Annotated in this window: 17 protein-coding genes and 1 pseudogene; 14 read left to right on the top strand and 4 right to left on the bottom strand. The window is 50.1% G+C overall.

Annotated elements, in window-relative coordinates; all coding sequences use genetic code 11:
- The first annotated feature begins 138 nt into the window (after positions 1 to 138).
- The 14 genes and pseudogenes from ABWH99_RS00975 to ABWH99_RS00910 all read left to right on the top strand — a co-directional run bounded on the left by ABWH99_RS00975 (position 139) and on the right by ABWH99_RS00910 (position 16,986).
- Positions 139 to 2,795 (top strand): annotated as a pseudogene (locus tag ABWH99_RS00975) (c-type cytochrome).
- A 77-nt stretch (positions 2,796 to 2,872) separates the two neighbouring features.
- Positions 2,873 to 3,667, top strand: coding sequence for a DUF1080 domain-containing protein (locus tag ABWH99_RS00970; RefSeq protein WP_375584449.1), 795 nt, complete (start codon positions 2,873 to 2,875; stop codon positions 3,665 to 3,667).
- Positions 3,668 to 3,769: 102 nt separating this feature from the next.
- Positions 3,770 to 4,840, top strand: coding sequence for an aldose 1-epimerase family protein (locus ABWH99_RS00965; RefSeq protein WP_375584448.1), 1,071 nt, complete (start codon positions 3,770 to 3,772; stop codon positions 4,838 to 4,840).
- Positions 4,841 to 4,874: 34 nt separating this feature from the next.
- A complete protein-coding gene (locus ABWH99_RS00960; RefSeq protein ID WP_375584447.1) occupies positions 4,875 to 6,080 on the top strand; it encodes a hypothetical protein in 1,206 nt (401 codons plus the stop codon).
- Positions 6,081 to 6,249: 169 nt separating this feature from the next.
- The gene (locus ABWH99_RS00955) at positions 6,250 to 7,281 is read left to right on the top strand and encodes a sugar phosphate isomerase/epimerase family protein (protein ID WP_375584446.1); all 1,032 of its coding nucleotides are present in this window, start codon (positions 6,250 to 6,252) and stop codon (positions 7,279 to 7,281) included.
- Between the two features lie 51 nt (positions 7,282 to 7,332).
- Positions 7,333 to 8,487 carry a Gfo/Idh/MocA family protein gene (locus tag ABWH99_RS00950; RefSeq protein WP_375584445.1) on the top strand — a complete coding sequence of 385 codons (1,155 nt, stop codon included), beginning with the start codon at positions 7,333 to 7,335 and terminating at the stop codon, positions 8,485 to 8,487.
- 194 nt (positions 8,488 to 8,681) lie between these two features.
- Positions 8,682 to 9,569: an EboA domain-containing protein gene (locus ABWH99_RS00945; RefSeq protein ID WP_375584444.1), complete on the top strand. Its 888-nt coding sequence runs from the start codon at positions 8,682 to 8,684 to the stop codon at positions 9,567 to 9,569.
- Between the two features lie 106 nt (positions 9,570 to 9,675).
- Complete coding sequence (locus ABWH99_RS00940; RefSeq protein ID WP_375584443.1) at positions 9,676 to 10,587, top strand: TatD family hydrolase; 912 nt, start codon at positions 9,676 to 9,678, stop codon at positions 10,585 to 10,587.
- Between the two features lie 8 nt (positions 10,588 to 10,595).
- Positions 10,596 to 11,495 (top strand): UbiA-like protein EboC, encoded by a 900-nt coding sequence (gene eboC / locus ABWH99_RS00935; protein WP_375584442.1) that lies wholly within the window; start codon positions 10,596 to 10,598, stop codon positions 11,493 to 11,495.
- Between the two features lie 189 nt (positions 11,496 to 11,684).
- Complete coding sequence (locus ABWH99_RS00930) at positions 11,685 to 12,845, top strand: 3-dehydroquinate synthase (RefSeq protein WP_375584441.1); 1,161 nt, start codon at positions 11,685 to 11,687, stop codon at positions 12,843 to 12,845.
- A 37-nt stretch (positions 12,846 to 12,882) separates the two neighbouring features.
- Positions 12,883 to 14,091 carry a metabolite traffic protein EboE gene (eboE, locus tag ABWH99_RS00925; protein ID WP_375584440.1) on the top strand — a complete coding sequence of 403 codons (1,209 nt, stop codon included), beginning with the start codon at positions 12,883 to 12,885 and terminating at the stop codon, positions 14,089 to 14,091.
- Positions 14,088 to 15,464, top strand: coding sequence for an alkaline phosphatase family protein (locus ABWH99_RS00920; RefSeq protein WP_375584439.1), 1,377 nt, complete (start codon positions 14,088 to 14,090; stop codon positions 15,462 to 15,464). The genes eboE and ABWH99_RS00920 overlap by 4 nt, the downstream gene beginning before the upstream one ends.
- 48 nt (positions 15,465 to 15,512) lie before the next feature.
- Complete coding sequence (locus tag ABWH99_RS00915) at positions 15,513 to 15,917, top strand: transmembrane 220 family protein (RefSeq protein ID WP_375584438.1); 405 nt, start codon at positions 15,513 to 15,515, stop codon at positions 15,915 to 15,917.
- 61 nt (positions 15,918 to 15,978) lie between these two features.
- Positions 15,979 to 16,986, top strand: coding sequence for an adenosine kinase (locus tag ABWH99_RS00910; protein ID WP_375584437.1), 1,008 nt, complete (start codon positions 15,979 to 15,981; stop codon positions 16,984 to 16,986).
- Positions 16,987 to 17,109: 123 nt separating this feature from the next.
- Here ABWH99_RS00910 and ABWH99_RS00905 read toward each other — a convergent pair whose 3' ends face one another.
- From ABWH99_RS00905 to ABWH99_RS00890, 4 genes are read right to left on the bottom strand one after another with little or no spacing between them, the layout of a single operon-like run.
- Entirely contained in the window at positions 17,110 to 17,643 is a 534-nt protein-coding gene (locus tag ABWH99_RS00905; RefSeq protein ID WP_375584436.1) for a hypothetical protein, read from the bottom strand.
- A gap of 39 nt (positions 17,644 to 17,682) precedes the next feature.
- Positions 17,683 to 18,318, bottom strand: coding sequence for a tRNA (5-methylaminomethyl-2-thiouridine)(34)-methyltransferase MnmD (gene mnmD / locus ABWH99_RS00900; protein WP_375584435.1), 636 nt, complete (start codon positions 18,316 to 18,318; stop codon positions 17,683 to 17,685).
- A complete protein-coding gene (ispF, locus tag ABWH99_RS00895; RefSeq protein ID WP_375584434.1) occupies positions 18,315 to 18,812 on the bottom strand; it encodes a 2-C-methyl-D-erythritol 2,4-cyclodiphosphate synthase in 498 nt (165 codons plus the stop codon). The genes mnmD and ispF overlap by 4 nt, the downstream gene beginning before the upstream one ends.
- Positions 18,805 to 20,076: a M16 family metallopeptidase gene (locus tag ABWH99_RS00890; protein WP_375584433.1), complete on the bottom strand. Its 1,272-nt coding sequence runs from the start codon at positions 20,074 to 20,076 to the stop codon at positions 18,805 to 18,807. Before ABWH99_RS00890 ends, ispF begins: the two co-directional genes overlap by 8 nt.
- Positions 20,077 to 20,122: the final 46 nt, after the last annotated feature.

Raw genomic sequence — 20,122 nt, 5'->3', positions numbered from 1 at the left:
CTGTTTTTTGGTTAAATATGACCAAAGGTGTAATTTCCACGTTACTGGCTTTAATAAGCAATGGATTTGGGTTAATTTTAAAGACGGTTCCCGGGCGATGCGTTTGCTTAGGACAGATTGCCAATTAATGATAACGATATGTATACCAACAACTCAATGAAAAACTGGCTGATGGCTGTATTGGTGCTCCTGATTGTGGGCGCATGCGGCGAAGGCGGTGGAGAACAAAAAGAGGTGGACCCGAAGGTTGCCAAGTTGAAATTACCTTCTGGCTTCGAAGCGGAACACCTGTATAGCCCCGGTGAAAACGAGCAGGGCTCCTGGGTAGGCATGACCTTTGACGACAAGGGCAGGCTATTGACGGTGGATCAGTACGGTGCGATTTACCGGCTGGAGGTTCCAGCCATTGGTGCTGATTCGTTGACACCCAAGGTGGAGAAACTGATTGTAGGAGAAAACGGAGACGATAAGATTGGAATGGGCTATGCCCAGGCGCTCTTATATGCCTTTAATAGCTTGTACGTCATGGTCAATCACCGCGCAAACGATGATTTTGACAAGAGCACAGGGATTTACCGGCTACAGGATACCGATGGAGACGATCAATTTGAAACCATTACTACGCTCCGTGAATTTACCGGTAGTCCGGGAGAACACGGTCCGCATAGCATGGTGGTGTCTCCAGACGGGACGTCCATTTATATCGTGGTAGGAAACCACATCGATGTACCGGAGATGGACCACTACCGGATTCCCAGAGTTTGGGAGGACGATAATCTGATCCCTGAAATCAAAGACCCCAGAGGCCATGCCAATAGCAGAGGTGCGCCGGGAGGATGGGTGGCAAAAATTGATCCCGAAGGAAAGCGATGGGAATTGATCAGTGTGGGGTACCGAAATCCCTTTGACATAGCATTCAACGAAGTGGGGGATTTGTTTACCTACGACTCCGATATGGAATGGGATTTTGGCATGCCCTGGTATCGGCCTACCCGAATCAACCATGTCACCAGCGGTAGCGAGTACGGCTGGAGAACGGGAAACAAAAAATGGTCACCGGACTACACCGATAATTTGCCTGCCGTGCTGAACATTGGTCAGGGGTCACCAACCAACGTATTCTACGGAACCAATGCAAAATTTCCCTCCGAGTACCGGCATGCCTTGTATGCCTTTGACTGGAGTTTTGGCATCATGTATAAAATCAACCTCAGGCCCGAAGGCGGATCCTATACTGCCACCGGCGAGGAATTTATTTCAGGATCGCCGCTACCACTTACGGATGGGGTGATCGGTCCGGATGGTGCGTTGTACTTCATGACCGGCGGAAGGAGGTTGCAATCCGATCTGTACCGGGTGCATTATACCGGAGATTTGAGTGACGACGTCGATGGTGGATTGACCGAAGCAGATTTGCCGGAGGCGCACAGAATCCGAAGAAGCCTGGAAGCCTATCATTCCGGTCCGCAGGCAGGGGCCGTTGACTTTGCCTGGCCGTATTTGAAGCACGAAGATCGCTTCGTTCAATACGCCGCACGCATCGCCGTGGAACAGCAGCCGCTGGCCGAATGGCAAAGCAAAGCACTGAGCGAGACCGATCCAAGGACCTTGACTCAGGCCATGATTGCGCTGGCAAGGCACGGCAGTGCTACGCAGCGAAACGCCATGTTGCAAGCCTTGATGGGAATCGACTACGCAGGGCTGAATGAAGAAGATCGACTGAACCTTTCCCGGGCGATCGAAGTAGTGATTGCCCGTCATGGAAACCCGTCTGGTGCAGTCAGGAGCCAGTTGATCAGTTACCTGGACACCCACTTCCCTGCAGAAAGTAATCGCTTAAACCGCGTGCTTGCCAAGGTACTGGTGGCCCTGGAGGCACCTTCTGCGGTACCTGAGCTCCTTGGCTTACTTGAAACTGCCGAAGACGATCCAAATTTTCAGAAGACCTTAACCGCCTCTTCGGATCTGATCATGCGAAATCCCCAATACGGATTGGACATCGCCAACATGCTGGCGAACGTACCACCGGCACAGCAAACGTACTATGCGACGGTTCTTGGCGGCGCGAAGGCCGGATGGGATGAGGAATCCTACGAAAAGTATTTCAACTGGACGCACAATGCCTTTCAATACAAGGGGGAAGAAGTTATGTTGGCTTTATCGATCGGGCTAGAAAGATGGCGTTGAGCACCGTCCCTGAATCCAAATTTGCGTATTACGACGAGCTTTCGGGAGGCAAAATGCTGACCGGCTCCGGGAACGACATTGTCGTGTCGGAGGTTCAGCCCGAGGGTCCTGGAAGACGATGGACGGTTGCCGAAGCAGCTCCTTTAGTGGAAAATCTTGAAAACCGGGATTTGGAGAAGGGAAAAGCGATGTACGGGGCTGCGCTCTGTAGCTCTTGCCATGCCATAGGAGGTGAAGGTGGAGCGGTAGGACCGGATTTGACCCAATTGGGTACTCGCTTTGCGCCGAAAGACATTCTCGAAGCCACGCTTGATCCCAGCGCTGTGATTTCTGATCAATATGCGGCTACCGTATTTGTGATGGGTGATAAATCCTCGGTCGTGGGGAGGCTGATTCGGGAAGATGACGAAAACTACTACGTTTCCCAAAACCCCTTTGCTCCGGATGTGATCAAAGAGGTGCCCAAGGAGCAGGTGACGAGTATCAAGGAATCCGAGGTATCGGTGATGATGCCAGGCTTGGTCAATCGCCTGAACGAAGAGGAATTAAAGGATCTGATGGCCTACCTGGTATCGGGAGGGAATCCAAACCATGAGGTCTATCAATAATTAGCACGATTAACATTTGTTTTCGGGCCGGGCAGCATTTGCCTGGCCTGAAAATTTTCACCCTAAATCAGCAAGCTATGAAGCTATTTTCTAATGTAACCTATCTGGCCCTATGTTCGACCCTCGCGTTTGCTTGTGGATCAGGCCAGCAGAACGACGCCGAAACCGAAAGCGTGGCAGAAGCCATTCAAGGTCAGGCCAACGATGGTTTTGTACAAATTTTTGATGGAACCTCTTTAAATGGTTGGGACGGAGACCCGACTTACTGGCGAGTGGAGGAGGGTGCTATCGTTGGAGAAATCACCGAAGAAACCAAATTAGACCGGAACCATTTTATCATTTGGCAAGGAGGACAGCCTGGCGACTTTGAATTCAAAGCAGAATTTAAAATCACCGAAGCGGGTAACTCCGGGGTGAATTACCGTAGTGAGCCGGTAGAGGATCTGCCGCATGCCTTGCGGGGCTACCAGGCAGATATAGATGGAAAGAACAACTATACCGGCCAAAATTACGAGGAAAGGAAACGTACTACCCTGGCCTACATCGGACAGAAAACCAAAATAAATCCGCAAGAGAAGGAGGGAAACCTCCGGGCGAACGTGGAGAGAAATGCATGGTTGGGGTTGGAAGTAGTAGAGGAGCTTGGCGACCGGGAGGAAATGAAAAAAGTGGTTCGGTCCAACGATTGGAACGAAATTCATATCGTAGCCAAAGGAAACCGGTTGCAGCATTACGTGAATGGAACCCTCATGAGTGACGTCACGGACGAAGACCCGGCCAACCGATCCATGAAAGGCTACCTGGGCATGCAGGTACATGTGGGACCGCCCATGCAAGTGGCCTACAGAAACGTCTATTTGAAGGAGCTTTGATGCCTCTTTTGTTCCGATGGTCCCGAAGGCATGTTAAAAGGTACCTGTAAGAACAGGATAGTTAATCTATACAAGGACTGTATATTGTATCAAAAATAGCGTATGATGAATTCCGGAAGGAAGCCCTGGACAGGAAAAGTAGGGAACGTACATCAGGTAGGAGGAATTGAAACAGCCGTTCTGGATAACGGACCCGGCAAGGGCGTGCGGGTGGCATGGGTCGATACAGGTGCTGGATTGCGGTACCAGGTGATCCTTGACAGGGCGATGGATATCGGAGCGGCCTTTTATGGAGCCCATGGCCTTGCCTGGTTGAGCCAGGTAGGCATTACCCCGGCCTCCCCCTTTTCCGACACCGGGATCGATTGGCTGCGCACCTTTGGAGGAGGCCTGCTGACCACCTGTGGCTTGAGTCACGTGGGCGGTCCCGAAGAAGATCACTATGGAAAGCGTGGCCTTCATGGCAGGATTTCAAATACGCCCGCCGAAGTGATTTCGATAAAGCAGCCGGATATTCTGAGTGGCGATCTGAACATGCACCTTTGCGGCATCATTCGGGAAAGCAGCGTATTTGGTCCGCATTTGGTATTGAAGCGAACCATTTCGGGGATTTTGGGGCAGCCTTACCTGAAGGTCGTGGATGAAGTAACGAACGAATCCAATGTACAAGCGCCGCACATGTTGCTGTATCACGTGAATTTCGGTTGGCCGCTGGTGGATGAAGGCAGTCGCATCCTGTGGAAAGGAGCCTGGCAATCCAGGGATGGGGATCCGAATAACCGGATTTTTTCTGAGAAAAACGATTTCAAATCCTGTCCGGCGCCCATGAAAGCGCACGAAGGATTCGGGGAAGACGTTGCTTTTATCGATCCCGATGTGGAAGCAGATAACCGCAGCCGTGCTGGAATTTACAATCCTTCGCTGGGTTTTGCCTTGCGGATGACCTTTGACAAACGGCAATTGCCCTGGTTGGTAAATTGGCAGCATTGGGGAGAAAATGAGTACGTGACAGCCCTGGAGCCCGCCACCCATCCGCCGATTGGTCAGGCAAAGGCAAGGGAAGAGGGATCCCTGATCCTGCTGCAGCCAGGGGAAAAGCGAACGTACGAACTGATGGTGGATATTGTGACCGGAAGTAAGGGAATAAAAACCTTTGTAAACGAAGAAAATTAATTAGCAGTACTAACGATAAATCAAATTAGAACCTATGAGTTTGGCAAAAAAAGCATTAGAAGAGGGACAGGGTATTTTGCGCCTGGCACCTACTTGGGTACCCAGATCTTTTTGTGTTCCCGGAAGGAGGATTAAATTACATCCCGATGACTATTACGTCCTGGGTGGGGAAAGAGGCGGTATTGATGAGCGTTGGCTTTCCTCCACCACGGCTGCCGAAAACGGACCGCTGACAGGCGAACACGAAGGCTTGAGTAAGGTAGTGGTCGGGTCTGCCGGCAAAGAGGAACTGCTGTTGCTGAAGGACTTGATCGACGAACTGCAAGCAGAGATCATCGGAAGCAGAATTTGGGACGAGCACAAAAGCTGGCCCATGTATTCCAAATTTTTTGACAACATGGGGCCCTTGCCCCACCATATCCATCACAACGACGAGCACGCCGCAAAGATCGGAATGAAGGGTAAGCCCGAGGCGTACTATTTCCCACCGCAATTGAATAATCATGGCGGTGATTTTCCCTATACCTTTTTTGGCATTGCTCCAGGAACCACGAGGGAACAAATCAAGGAATGCCTGATGAACTTCACGAAGGGGGATAATAAAATCACCAGTTTTTCGCAAGCGTTTAAATTGGATCCCGGCACCGGATGGGACGTGCCTCCGGGCATGCTTCATGCGCCGGGCAGTATGTGTACCTACGAGCCGCAGAAAGCCTCTGACGTATTTGCCATGTACCAATCCCTGGTAAACGAAGCCATTATTCCCGAAGAGTTACTTTGGAAGGGAACACCTAAAGACCGGATAGGCGATTACGATCAGCTGATGGAAGTAATCGATTGGGAACTCAATGTGGATCCGAATATACTGGAAACACGGTTTATGGCACCCGTTCCGGTGAAGGATATTGGGGAAATGGAAGCCGCCGGATACGTTGAAAACTGGATTTGTTACCGATCGGAAGCATTCAGCGCCAAAGAGTTGACCGTAATGCCCGGTCAGACCGTGGTGATTAAGGACCAGGCTGCCTACGGAATGATCATGATGCAGGGACACGGCACCATGGGTGTCTGGGATGTGGAGACCCCTGCGCTTATTCGCTACGGGCAATTGACCCATGACGAATACTTTGTCACAGAGAAGGCAGCCATGGAGGGAGTGAAGATAACCAATCATTCCAAGACTGACCCCATCGTGATGCTGAAACATTTTGGACCGGGAAATCCTGATCTCAACTTGTAGGCAGAGGGGAAATAGGGCTTGAATCCCATTTTTTATGGGATTCTTTCCAATATTGTGTAAATTGAACAGGCGGGCCGGCAGCAGGGATTTTCATCGTTCTTAGCCGGGCCGCGTACTCAGTTTTAAATTCTGATTTTAATTTATTATTCATAGCTAACAAAATAATCGTATGTCCCAAAATAATTTTCCAAAGTTACACAATGCGACCTGGCCTGGAATCGTAGGTAAAGGTCCGGATTCGGAACCCATCATTTCTTTTGACGAAATGTTGGAAAACACCGCCAAAGCAGAAGTAGACGGCGTAAAGTTTGATGGGGTGGATATCGGTTTGTTTGATCCCCACATCGATTTGGAGATGGACGATGACGGCGTAAAGAAGCTGGTTGATAAGGTGTCTTCCTACAACCTGGAAATTGGCTCCGTGGTCGCTCCCATTTGGTCCGGACCGATTCTGGGTTCCAAGGAAGATCGTGCCACTTACCTGGATTTGCTTGAGAAATCCTGTCGATTGGCCTCCAAACTTCGGAGTGCCGGTATTCGTCCCAACGGTATTGTTCGGATCGATACGGCGAGTAGCCCCGAGCAGTGGGCAAAAGACCCCAAGGGAAGTCAAAAGATCATTGTAGAAACCTTAAAGGAGGCCTGTAAAATTGCCGAGAATTATGGAGAAAAGCTGGCCGCTGAAGGGGAGATTTGCTGGGGAGGCATGCACAGCTGGAAGACCATGCTGGAAACCCTGGAATCTGTGGACAGTCCCTACCTGGGTTTTCAGGCAGATATGGCCCATACCTTGCTCTATACCCTGGGCTACAACTATCCCGAACACCGTATCCTTCCCGAAGGATACGATTGGAAGGACAAATCCGTGTGGAAAGCCGCATTGAAGGAAATGACCGATGCCCTACGTCCCTGGACCATTGATTTCCACGTTGCCCAAAACGACGCCACGGTATTTGGATCCGGATCCCATGACAAAACCGGTCGTCATTGTCTGGCCAATGATCCCAATGGTAAATTGGACATTGCGGACGATGCAGGGTATTGGTTGCGGGATGAAAAAGGAGAACTCACCAAGGCATTTAAGCACATCTGCTGGGACGGTTGCATGTTTCCGAATGCAGTGATGAGCAAGGAGGATACCTGGAACAATATCCTGGCCGCGTTGATTCAGGTTAGAGAGGCGCATGGCTGGAAAGCCTGAGTCCGTTTCTTGTTTTGAATAGTTTCAATTTTCCAAACAAAAAGTTTAACCATGTCAGAAAAAAAGCAAATACGAATCGGATTAATAGGTACGGGATTGATGGGCAGAATTCATACCAATGGATACAAACGGCTGGGTGATTTCTTTCCCGAATATGCGTACCGCCCGGTATTGCAAGTTGCCTGTTCACGTAGGGAGGAAAAGAGCAAGGCATTTGCAGAGCAGTGGGGCTATGCCTCCTACGAGACGGATTGGAAAAAAGTGATCGCGCGGGACGATGTGGATGCCGTCGACATATGTACACCCAACGACACGCATGCCGAAATTGCAATTGCTGCAGCAAAAGCAGGAAAAATGATCCTGTGTGAGAAGCCATTGGCCCGAACGCTGGAGGAAGCGGAAGAAATGGTGAAGGTAATCGAAGGTGCCGGTGTACGGAACACGGTTTGGTACAACTACCGCAGGGTACCTGCCGTCACTCTGGCGAAGCAACTGGTAGACTCGGGTAAATTGGGTAAAATCTTTCACTACCGGGCGAATTTTCTTCAGGACTGGACCATTAGTCCGGACCTGCCACAAGGCGGGGATGCGCTTTGGAGGTTGGATGCGGATGCTGCTGGCTCCGGGGTCACCGGTGACCTGCTGGCGCACTGCATCGATACCGCCATGTGGCTGAATGGAGGGATCAAAGACGTATCGGCAATGACCGAAACCTTCATCAAAGAGCGCGTCCATCAAAGTAGCGGAGAAAAGAAAAAGGTAGGAATTGACGATGCCTGTACCTTTCACTGTCATTTTGATAACGGTTCGCTGGGCTTGTTTGAGGCTACCCGATACGCCCGGGGGCACAAAGCCCTGTACACCTTTGAAATCAATGGGGAACATGCGTCCATACGATGGGATTTGCATGACCTGAACCGGTTGGAATACTTCGACCATCGGGATGAGTCCATCGTCCGTGGCTGGCGTTCCATTCACGTGACGGATGGTGATCAGCCCTACATGGATCGGTGGTGGATTCCAGGTACCAGCATTGGCTACGAGCACTCCTTCATCCACCAGGTGGCTGATTTCTTTAAAAGCCTGGAAGGAGACGGCCCCTGTGCCCCCACCTTCAAGGATGCCTACGAAACACAGAAGGTTTGCCAGGCAGTGCTGGATTCGGCCGCTTCCCGAAGCTGGAAGGATACTGGCGTGGATTGGTAAGCCCGAAGTCAACCTTGCGCGATTAAACGTTCGGATAAATCCAGGCCAGCAATTCCACGATTGGCCTGGATTTTTTCTTGGGGCATACCTTATTTTTTTACCCTTCGCGACGTAACCATGATTATTCTCAGTTTCAAAAAATGAAAATGGAATAAGTGTTATATTTACCATGAAATAAAAGGAACGAAAACGACATGCAGGACCTTTCCAATACCAGGCAATTTCTCAAAGGAGTTTTATCGGAAAATGTAACTGCCGGCGCAATGGACTGGCTGGTAGCGCAAGAAGAGAGAATCGGTACCTCTCCCGGTCATATGAAACTGTTTTTGGCTTTTAGTCAGGCATCCCGACATTTTTCAAAGGAGGTAGTGAGGCTATCCGAGGAACGTAGATTGGAGGCTTTGAAGATCCGATCTGGTTTTCAATTGAGTACCTGGACGGCATTGCAAATAGCCAGAACCTTTTTGATTCTGGGCGTGGTGTCCGATCGGGACGATGACTGGATTCCGATCCTTGACCGCTTGTTTGAATCCGCAGACATGCACGAGCAAGAGGCCTTGTATGCGGCGCTTCCCCTTTTCCCCTTTCCAGAAAAACTCGTTTCGAGAGCAGCAGAAGGGATCCGCACCAATATAACCTCGGTTTTTGATGCCGTCGCGCTTGACAACCCCTATCCCTCGGAGTACCTCGACGAGGCTGCCTGGAACCAGTTGCTGCTTAAAGCCATTTTTATGCAGCGACCACTTTACCGGGTCGCAGGTGCCGACGGCAGGGCAAACCTCCGCCTGGCCAAGACTCTGGTGGATTACGTTCACGAGAGATGGTCCGCCGGGAGAAATGTAATACCGGAATTATGGCGGTTTTTGGTGCCTTTTGTGGACGTAGAAATCCTGGGTTTGCTGGAAAAAGTTCTGGAGGAAGGAAGCCCCCTGGAAAGAAAAGCAGCGGCGCTTGCCTGTTCCGGAGCAGCGCATCCCGGCTGTCCGATTCTGCTATCAAAATATCCCGATTTGGAGGAAATGATTGGCAGAGGCGAGATTACCTGGGAAGGTATCGGGAAGGCATTTGACGCGGACAGGTAGTTTTACGCCTCTTTATTGCCGTTTCCTTACAAATTGGCCCGTTCACTGGGTATCGTTATGAATTGCATTGAAAAAAGAGTAGGTTAGCAGATAAATTTGTTTCGTTATGATGTACATCGATCCGCATATACACGTGACCTCCCGCACGACAGACGATTACGAAGCCATGTACAAGGCAGGAATTGTTGCGGTAATTGAACCGGCTTTCTGGCTGGGGCAACCCCGCACAAAAGTCGGTAGTTTTCAGGATTATTTCAGTAGCTTGGTGGGTTGGGAACGCTTCCGAGCCAAGCAGTTTGGTATTGTTCATTACTGTACCATCGGACTGAATAGCAAGGAAGCCAATAATGTACCCCTGGCAGAGGAGGTAATGGAGTTATTGCCCCTGTATGTAGGAAAAGAAGGGGTAGTGGCCATCGGTGAAATTGGATACGATGACCAAACGGAAGCAGAAGACCGGTTTTACCGCCTTCAGTTGGAACTGGCCAAAGAGGTCGATCTGCCCGTGATGATTCACACACCGCACCGCGATAAGAAGAAGGGAACCTTGCGCAGTATGGACGTGAGTGAGGAACACGGCCTTGATCCCGGTATGGTGATCGTGGATCATAACAACGAAGAGACGGTCAAAGACGTACTCGACCGCGGATATTGGGCTGCTTTTACCATCTACCCCCACACGAAGATGGGAAGCGAGCGGATGGTGGAAATCGTCCGGCAATACGGTCCGGAAAGGATCATTGTGGATAGTGCTGCCGATTGGGGCATCAGTGATCCCCTGGCAGTTCCCAAGACGGCATTGCTGATGTTGGAAAAAGGCATTCCCAAAGAACATGTAGAGATGACCTGTTATAAAAATGCCCTCAAAGCCTACGGACAGAGTGGGCAAATGGAGGAAAAAGACTGGTTGGAGAAAGAGCCGATCGATCAAACCAAAAAACACGGAGGCAGTACGGTGCTGCGTGGCGGACAAACGCCCAGGGTGGACAACGACTCATCCAACATCATCGAGAATTAATTCCATTGATGGGAACGCTTCTTGCTCACATCCGACTTACCCGCCCGGCGAACATCATCACGGCCATGGCAGATATTTTGGCAGGCGCGGCTGTTTCAGGAGCTGTTTTTCTCCTTCTTGAAGAGGGGTCCCGACTATTCTGGGGCGACCTTGGCTGGCTGCTACTCGCTACCATTGGCCTGTATGGGGGAGGAGTCGCATTCAACGATGTGTTTGATGCGGGTTTGGATAAGCTGGAGCGTCCCGAAAGGCCCATACCCAGTGGACAGGCGACGGTCAAAAGTGCGGCCTGGATGGCGTTTTTGTTACTTCTGGGTGGAATAGTGGCCGCATTTCAAGTTGATTTCACGGCAGGCCTACTGGCAGTGCTGGTGGCTTTGTTTGCGGTCCTGTACGATGCCTGGGGAAAACACCAGAGAATATTTGGCCCTATCAATATGGGCCTGTGCCGGGCAGGAAACTTATTTCTCGGAATGACGCTGATTTCGGATGCCATCCGTGAGTACTGGTACATTGGCTGGGTGCCCCTGGTGTACGTGGCTGCTATCACCATGGTCAGCCGTGGAGAGGTACACGGCAAGAATAAAAGTGCCCTATACGGGGGACTTTTTTTGTATGTAGCCGTAGTTGTATTTATCGGAACGCTGGCTTTTCTGCGGGAAAATTACTGGTGGGAAACGCTTCCTTTTCTGCTTTTACTGACCTACTTTATTTTCCCACCCCTGGTAAAAGCCTTGAAATCGCAGGAGCCGGCATTGATTGGGAAATCCGTGAAAGCGGCGGTGCTCGCATTGATCCTGGTCAACGCTTCCCTCGCTGCGGCGTTTTCAGGTTGGTGGGTAGCATTGATCATTCTCCTGCTTTTACCGGTATCCTTGCTTTTGGCCAGGGTATTTGCCGTTACCTGATGAACCAAATGGAGCACATATTCCTTATTTATAGTGAAATAAAATTGATACCCTATATGTCCTGATGTCGTGTGGGGCAATGGCTGTTTGAATCGTCAATGATTCTTTGTCTGCGGAGAGGCAGGCATCTGACCTTTGAAAAACAAAATTTATATAGATGAAAAGTTCGGTGAAGCCGGCTTACTAAAAATGAAAAAAATACCAAATCAATCAATTGAGCAGGTTTTCAGTGTGCCCTTTAGTTATCGGGTTTATTTTACCGAAGATTTGTTCTCGGTCAGTAACCGGCTTTTTGCGGACTTGGTCCAGGGGGATAAAGTGCCAAAAGTATACGTTGTGGTGGATGAAGGTGTGGCACAACATCATCCATCCCTGATTGGGGCCATAGAAACCTATGCAGCAGCCCATGCGGAGGCGTTTACCCTCTGCGCTACACCACTGGTCGTGCCAGGAGGAGAACGGATAAAAAATGAGCAGGAATACCTACAACAAGTGTTGAAAGCTACCCACGAGTTCGGTATAGACCGGCATTCCTACATCGTCGGCCTGGGTGGAGGTGCCATGTTGGACATGGTAGGTTTTGCTGCGACCATTGCTCATCGGGGCATTCGGCACATCCGCATTCCGACCACGGTGCTTTCGCAAAACGATTCGGGGGTAGGTGTGAAAAATGGCATCAATGCGTACGGCAAGAAAAATTACCTGGGAACCTTCGCTCCACCCTTCGCAGTGATCAATGATGCCCGCTTTCTTCAAACGCTCGAAGAACGGGATTGGCGGTCCGGAATTTCCGAAGCATTGAAAGTAGCGCTGATCAAAGATGCCTCTTTCTTTGTGTGGATCGAGCAACAGGCCCTTGAGCTGATGGACAAAGGTGACCCTTCCATGCAAGAGCTCATTTTCCGTTGTGCGCAGATGCACATGGATCACATCGCCTCCGGAGACCCCTTCGAGTCGGGTTCTTCCAGGCCACTTGACTTTGGCCACTGGGCAGCACACAAACTGGAACACCTGAGTGCCTACAGAATCCGGCATGGGGAAGCAGTGGCCATCGGAATTGCGCTGGACACAACCTATTCCTTTCTCTCCGGCATGATCTCCGAAAACGAGTTGAAGCGAGTAATAGACGTAATTATCAAGTTGGGCTTTGATTTGTACGTTCCTGAATTGTCCGGAGATTCCCTGATCAAAGGGCTGGAAGAATTCAGAGAACATCTCGGTGGAGAATTGACCATCATGCTTTTGGACAAAATAGGCCACGGAATAGAAGTCCACCACATGGATCCGGGCTTGATCCGAATGGCTATTGAAAAATTAAATCAGTTCCAATTGGCTAATTCGAAAGCTTAACCCGCGGTTCAGCCACAAAAAAAGAATTTCTCGTACCATGCGCATCGCTGATTATCACCTGACGTATTGCACCAATATTCATCCGGGAGAAAGTTGGGAGGCCACTTTTTCTAACCTTAAGGAACACCTACCCTTGATTAAGGAGCAGGTGTCCGGGAAGCAGGCCTTTGGTATTGGCTTGCGGATTTCTGACGAGGCCAGCCGTGAACTGATGGAGCCCGGTAAGTTGGGTGAATTGAAACAATGGCTAAAAACCCACGACTGCTATGTGTTTACCCTGAATGGGTTTCCATTTGGAGGATTTCACCGGCAGGTGGTCAAGGACGAGGTTCACCATCCCGATTGGACCACGAAAGCCAGGCTGGACTATACGATTCGCCTGGCAGATATATTGTCTGCAATCATGCCGAAGCACATGGATGCGGGAATTTCCACCTCACCCTTGAGCTACAAACACTGGCACAAAGAAGCAGAGGCGCTGGAGCAGGTAAAAGCGGAGTCCTGCAAGCACTTGCTCCAGGTGGTGGAACACCTGCATTCGATTAAAAAAGAAACGGGGCAGGAATTGCACTTGGATATAGAGCCGGAGCCTGATGGAGTTTTGGAAAACGCCGAGGGATTGATCCGGTTTTTTAAGGAATGGTTGCTTCCGCAGGGTATTGACTGGTTTCAAACCCGGCATGGATTGTCCGAGGCAGATGCCCGTGAGCTGGTACTGAATCACCTACAGGTATGTTACGACGTCTGCCATTTTGCGGTAGCCTACGAAGATCACGCGGTCGTATTGAACGCATTTCGTGAAGCCGGAATAAAAATCGGAAAATTTCAACTCAGTGCCGCATTGAAAATTTCCATTCCGGAAGAAATGGCAGAAAGGAAAGCCGTGGAACGGGCGCTGCTGCCCTTTGTGGAATCTACCTACCTGCACCAGGTGATAGGTGTGGCCAGGAACGGAGCGCAAAAGGCCTATCCGGACCTCCCGGATGCCCTGTTGAATTTGGCTGAAACGACCGAGATTGAGTGGCGCATCCATTTTCATGTCCCGGTATTTTTGTCCGGGTACGGCACCTTGCAGTCAACCCAGGAAGACATACTCAAGGTACTTAAATTAAACGAGGAAGGGGATTATTCCAGGCAATTGGAGGTAGAGACCTATACCTGGGAGGTGCTACCCGAAGACATTCACCTTTCCCTGGACCAATCCATTGTCCGTGAACTGGATTGGGTAAAAAATCAAATCAAATGAAAAAAACGGTTGTTATCAATGTGGTAGCGCTTTCGGGCAGATTGCTCGGAAAACACACCCCATTCTTGAGTCAATGGATCAGCAAGCGTAGGCAAGCAGCGATCAAGCCGGTATTGCCGGCGGTGACCTGCTCGGCTCAGTCGGTGTACCTCACAGGCAAATGGCCCGCGGAAAACGGTATCGTTGGCAATGGCTGGTATTTTAAGGACGAATGTGAAATCAAGTTTTGGAGGCAGTCCAACCGACTCGTTCAATCCCCCAAGGTATGGGATGCGCTCAAAGCCCAAAACCCCGAGTTCACCTGTGCCAACATGTTTTGGTGGTACAATATGTACTCTTCGGTAGACTATGCGGTCACCCCAAGGCCCCTTTATCCCTCGGATGGCCGGAAGCTGCCGGACGTACACAGCCAGCCCATGGATTTGCGCGATCGGCTTCAGCAGGAGCTGGGTCAGTTTCCCTTGTTTTCTTTTTGGGGGCCAAATGCCAATATTTCTTCCTCCAAATGGATAGCCGAGGCATCCATGAAAGTAGACGAATGGTACGACCCCACGCTTACTCTCGTGTACCTCCCCCACCTGGATTACGGCCTTCAAAAATTCGGGATAGATTTTGACCGTATCGGAACGGACCTGGAAGAGATCGATGCGCTTTGTGAGCGGTTAATCGGCTATTACGAAAGCAAGGGTGCCGAAGTCATGCTGTTATCGGAATACGGCATTACCTCGGTAAATCATCCCATTCCAGTCAATCAGGCGCTTAGAAAAGCGGGGTATATACAGGTCAAGGAAGAATTGGGCTTGGAAACATTGGATGCGGGTACCAGTAAGGCCTTTGCGGTAGCCGATCATCAGGTAGCACACGTTTATGTAAATGATCCTTCCGAAAAAGAAGCGGTACGTCTACTTCTGGAAGCACTTCCAGGAGTAGAAAAAGTGCTCGACGAGGAAGGGAAGTCCGCCTTTCATCTGAATCACGAACGTGCCGGAGATCTGGTAGCCGTGGCGGATCCTAACTCATGGTTCACGTATTACTATTGGCTGGATGACAATAAGGCGCCCGATTACGCGCGCACCGTGGACATACACCGAAAACCGGGGTACGATCCGGTGGAAATGTTTGCCAATCCCGACATCCCCTTCTTAAAAGCCCGTCTGGGATGGATTTTGTTAAAAAAGAAACTGGGTTTTCGGTACCTGATGGACGTTATCCCATTGCGACCGGACCTCGTGAAAGGTTCTCACGGGCGCATAAGCGAAAGCTCAATGGACTGGCCGGTATTGATTACCCCCGAAAGTTTCGGAGAACTTGCGGCGGAAGTAAGCCCCACGGACATTTTCCGGATGATTTACGACCAGGTTCTGAGAAAATAATGGTGGAGCAATGAATTTTATTTCGAAATTAAGTAACTTATCGTTTCTATGAGCAAAGGTTGGAAATGGTTTTTCGGTAGCTGGTCGGTACTATTTTTATTGTTTGCCTATTGGCAGTTCAACGACCCCGATCCTGAGTGGTGGGTCCCCTTGTACCTGGTCGCTTCTCTTACCGCTGGATTTGCGTTTTTCGGAAAGTTTAATGTCAATGTATTGGTTATCTTAACTTTTAGCTACCTGATCGCTGCGGTATTCTTTTGGCCGGACAATATTCTGGGCTGGATTGGAGACGAATGGCAGCAAAAAGACCTCTCGATGAAAACCACAGCCATGGAGATAAACCGGGAATTTTTTGGATTAACAACCGCGGCTGCCCTATTTGCTCTTGAGGCGATCGTGGGGCGTCGCATCCGGCTTAGCCAACTCTCGGATACAAACCGCTCAGAGGCCTGATATCTCAGGGAGAATCCGACGGTTGCTTTCCGCCGGGAAAACTAAAAAAACAAATCAAAACATGACAAAAAAGTACGACGTGACAGGCATGGGAAATGCCCTGGTGGATATTGAGTTTGAGGTGAGTGAGTCTTTTCTGGAGACTAACGGCATCGAGAAAGGTCTCATGACCTTGGTGGACGAAGAGCGGCAGGCGACGTTAATGGCTGCCATCCACACGAAAACTTCCAAATTGCAATGCGGGGGCTCAGCTGCCAATACCGTGATTGCCTTGAGCCAGTTTGGCGGGAAGGCATATTATTGCTGCAAGGTGGGAGACGATGAACTTGGTCGGTTTTTTATGGAGGACCTGCGGGAATCTGGAGTCAACCATAACCTGGACCCCTATCACTTGGAAAAAGGCATCACCGGCAAATGCCTGGTGATGGTCACAGCAGATGCCGAACGGACCATGAATACCTTCCTGGGAATCACGCAAACTTTTTCCCCAGCGCAGCTGAACGCGGAGGCCATCAAGGAATCGAAATACTTGTACATTGAGGGCTACCTGATCACCTCTCCCAACGCCCGAAAAGCCATGCTTGAGGCCCGGAAAATTGCCCGGGAGAATGGCGTAAAAGTAGCACTTACCTTTTCGGACCCAGCCATGGTTAAGTATTTTGGCGAAGGATTTCAAGAGGTGATCGGTGATGGGGTGGACCTCCTTTTCGCCAACGAAGAGGAAGCCATGCTCTACACGGGTACCGAGACCCTTCTCGAAGCAAGGGAGGCCATGAAAAAACTGGCCCGTCATTTTGTGATCACTCAGGGAAAAAATGGTGCCATCATTTACGATGGCGATACCTTCATTGACATCGAGCCCTATCCCACCAAAGCGGTGGATAGCAATGGTGCCGGAGACATGTTTGCTGGGGCCTTTCTTTATGGAATCACCAACGGGCATTCCTATGCCTCCAGTGGAAAGTTAGCCAGCATGGCTTCATCCAAAATTGTTAGTCAGTTTGGACCCCGACTTAGCTGGGAAGAAGCCCAGGGCATCCGGAAACGCCTCCAGCCGGAGATGGAGTAAATCTTCGCCTAGATTCTGAGGGCAGGCTGTTGGATGTCTGCAGTCAAACGGTCCCCAGACAAGGGCAAAAAGAGAAAATGGACAGTTCAAAAAGCGGGCTAGCTTGGTTATTCGGATCCACCATCATTTTGTAAAAACCACGTGCGTGAACCTGTAGTGCGTGGGTACCAGGCTGTCCTCTTCTGCGGGGAGGTAGTCCAGTGAAAAAATTACCCGGTCTAAATCCAGGGCATCGTTGATGACCACCTGAAAGGATTGTTCACCGATTCGGGTAAGTGTGTAATCCGGGTATTCCGGAAAGTCAAATTGGATCTCACCGCCGTACTTCAGCGGGAAGCTGGCTTTTAAGTAAAATTTATCTTCAAAAAGAAAGGCGTCCTGAATTTTTGGATAAAATTTATTGTGAATACGTTTGTTCCGAACCCGTGTGCTCTCGTAAAAAAGGTTTCCATCCAGCCATTGAGCTTGCCAGGTGCTGTCGCCTTCGGACTTCTCATACCATCCGGTTTTCTTAGCCACATCTTCGGCCCGCCCGGCGCTTGTACCGCGCGATACTTCTAGTTTTTCCTGCCTTTGTTCGTTATTCTTTGCGCAGGCGGTGAACAGGCTGGCGCTGCAAACGAAAGCGAGTAACGTTCCTCTCAGTTTTTTCTCCATGCCCGGGTCATTTCTTTCTTTCCCGGAGGTCCGGGAACCTCATCCAGTTCTCAGGCCCAGCGATAAGAGATTTTTCTTGAGATGGCCTGCGGCGCAGTAGCTGACAAAGGTGGCTCCCGGATTCATACTGGTATAAATTTTTTCCAGGAGCGATTTTTCCCAGAGTTCGGGTTGTTTTTTTGGAGAAAAGGCGTCAAAATAAACAATATCCGTGGGGTAGAGCTGTACATCCTGCAGGGTAGTTTTCTCTTTCTTGATATTGAAATAGTCCGTCAGTGGCTTACCGATATCCCAATCCATCTTGTGCAGGCGTTTGAAGTAGCCGTTGTAATGGGTAAGGGTTTCATCCATTTGTGTAAAATTCAATGCTTCGTAGATTTCCTCTGAAAGAGGAAATGGCTCGATGGTGTGGTACAATACCGGCACCTGGTTTTGCTCTGCCCAGATAAGCGTCAGCCAGGCGTTGAGCCCGGTTCCAAAACCGACCTCAAAAATCCGTATGGGAAATCTCCCTCGGTTGCGGGCAAACCAGGCTTCCAATCCATACAGTAAAAATACATGAATGGATTCCCTATAGGCCCCGTGCGAAGAATGGTAACTTTCGTTTATTTCCGGAAGGTATACCGAGTGGGACCCGTCTTCCGTGGTAATGATTCGGGGTTCCTGCTTGCTCATGGACTGGACGGGGTTTTTCGGTGAATCAGCGCCACGCAGTAGGCCGAAACGCCTTCTTGTCGACCTACAAATCCCAGTGTTTCCGTGGTGGTGGCCTTAATGGATAGCTGGCTTTCCTCGACTTGCATGACTTTCGCCAGGCATTCTTTCATGGCCGGTATGAAAGGATTGATTTTTGGTCGTTGCAGGCAGATAGTAGCATCCAGGTTGCCCAGCGCGTAGCCACTTTTCTCCACGAGCGCCAGTACCTCTTTGAGTAAGATCTTGCTGTCAATCCCTTTGTATTGTGGATCCTGATCGGAAAAATGGTAGCCGATGTCCCGGAGGTTGGCTGCTCCGAGTAAGGCATCGCACATAACGTGGATCAGAACGTCGGCATCCGAATGACCAACCGCTCCGCTGTGGTGAGGGATTTTAATACCTCCCAGCCAAAAGTCAACCTCTTCTCTAAGCTGGTGAACATCGTATCCAAACCCTATTCTGAAATCATTCATAATCGTTTGTTTTAGAGACCGAACGATCCGTTTTTTGTGTATAATAGACGACCGAAGCCGAATCTTCACGTAGATAGCTGCGGGAAGCCTCCATGATTTCTTCCGCAGAAATGGAAAGTTTCCTATCAAACTCCTCCTGAATCAAGGAAGGATCCCCCAGGTAGGCATAATAAGCCAGTTTCATGGCTCTGCCCAGCAAGGAAACGGATTCGAACGTTTCCATGGCCTCTGCCTGGTTTTTTATCTTTTGAAGTACGTTGGGGGGAAAGGCATCGTGTTTAAAACGGTCGATCACCTTATCCAATTCCTCCTCTGCTTTTTCCGCAGGCACGCCTTTTTCCATCTTCCCCGTGAAGACCATGAGTCCGGGATCTACATTTCCCAGTACATAGGCCTGGCAACTGGCAAATACGGATCCGTTTTTAATCAGCGTTTGTTCGAGGACCGAGGACCTGCCCACACTCAAAATGTCTGTAATGAGATCGCAGGTCAGGTAGTCCCGATCCATTCTGCCGGGAATGCGGAAAACCTTGTACAAGGCGTCCGTCGGAACATCGGCTGCAATGCGACTGGTTCGTTTTTTTAGTTGTGCCGGCTCGGTCGGTGGTCGGGGGATGGCATGCAGGCTCCGCGGAATTTCCCCAAACCAGTGAGCAACTTTGTCTTTGACCTCCTCTACCCGGACCTTTCCGGCAATGCACAATATGGCGTTATCCGGGGAGTAATGCTGCCGGTAGAAGTCGGTCAGGTCCGCTTTCTCGAACCGTTCAATGTCCTCGATGCGTTCCCCAATGGTAGGCCAGCGGTAGGGGTGTTTTTCAAAGGCAAGTCGGCGCAGATGGTGCATGGCGTCCCCATAGGGCTGGTTGAGGTAGCGCTGCTTAAATTCCTCCGTGACCACCTGCTTCTGGGTGCTGATTTGCGGCTCGTTAAGGTTCAGATACAGCATTCGGTCCGATTCCAGCCACAGCGCGGTTTCAAGGTTTATTGCCGGAAGTGAAATGTAGTAATTTGTGATGTCTGTATTGGTAAAGGCGTTGCTGGATCCCCCCACCCGTTCCAAAGCGCTGTCAAATTCGGGAACATGCCGGGAACCGGAGAACATCAAATGTTCAAAATAATGGGCCAAACCAGTTTTTCCCGGGCTTTCATTCCGGGATCCTACCTTATAGAGCATGTTGACAACGGCCATTTCGGAGGTATGGTCTTCGTGGACCACGACCTGCAGACCGTTGTCTAAAGTAAAGGCTGTGTAATTCATCATAGAATAGGACCAAAAGTAATAAAATTTTGCCCTATCTGTGCCCTGT

It is taken from the genome of Cyclobacterium xiamenense (genome assembly GCF_042140265.1).
Classification (GTDB): domain Bacteria; phylum Bacteroidota; class Bacteroidia; order Cytophagales; family Cyclobacteriaceae; genus Cyclobacterium; species Cyclobacterium xiamenense_A.
Note: the sequence above shows the minus strand (reverse complement) of the source record. Positions and strands in the feature narration are given on the sequence as shown.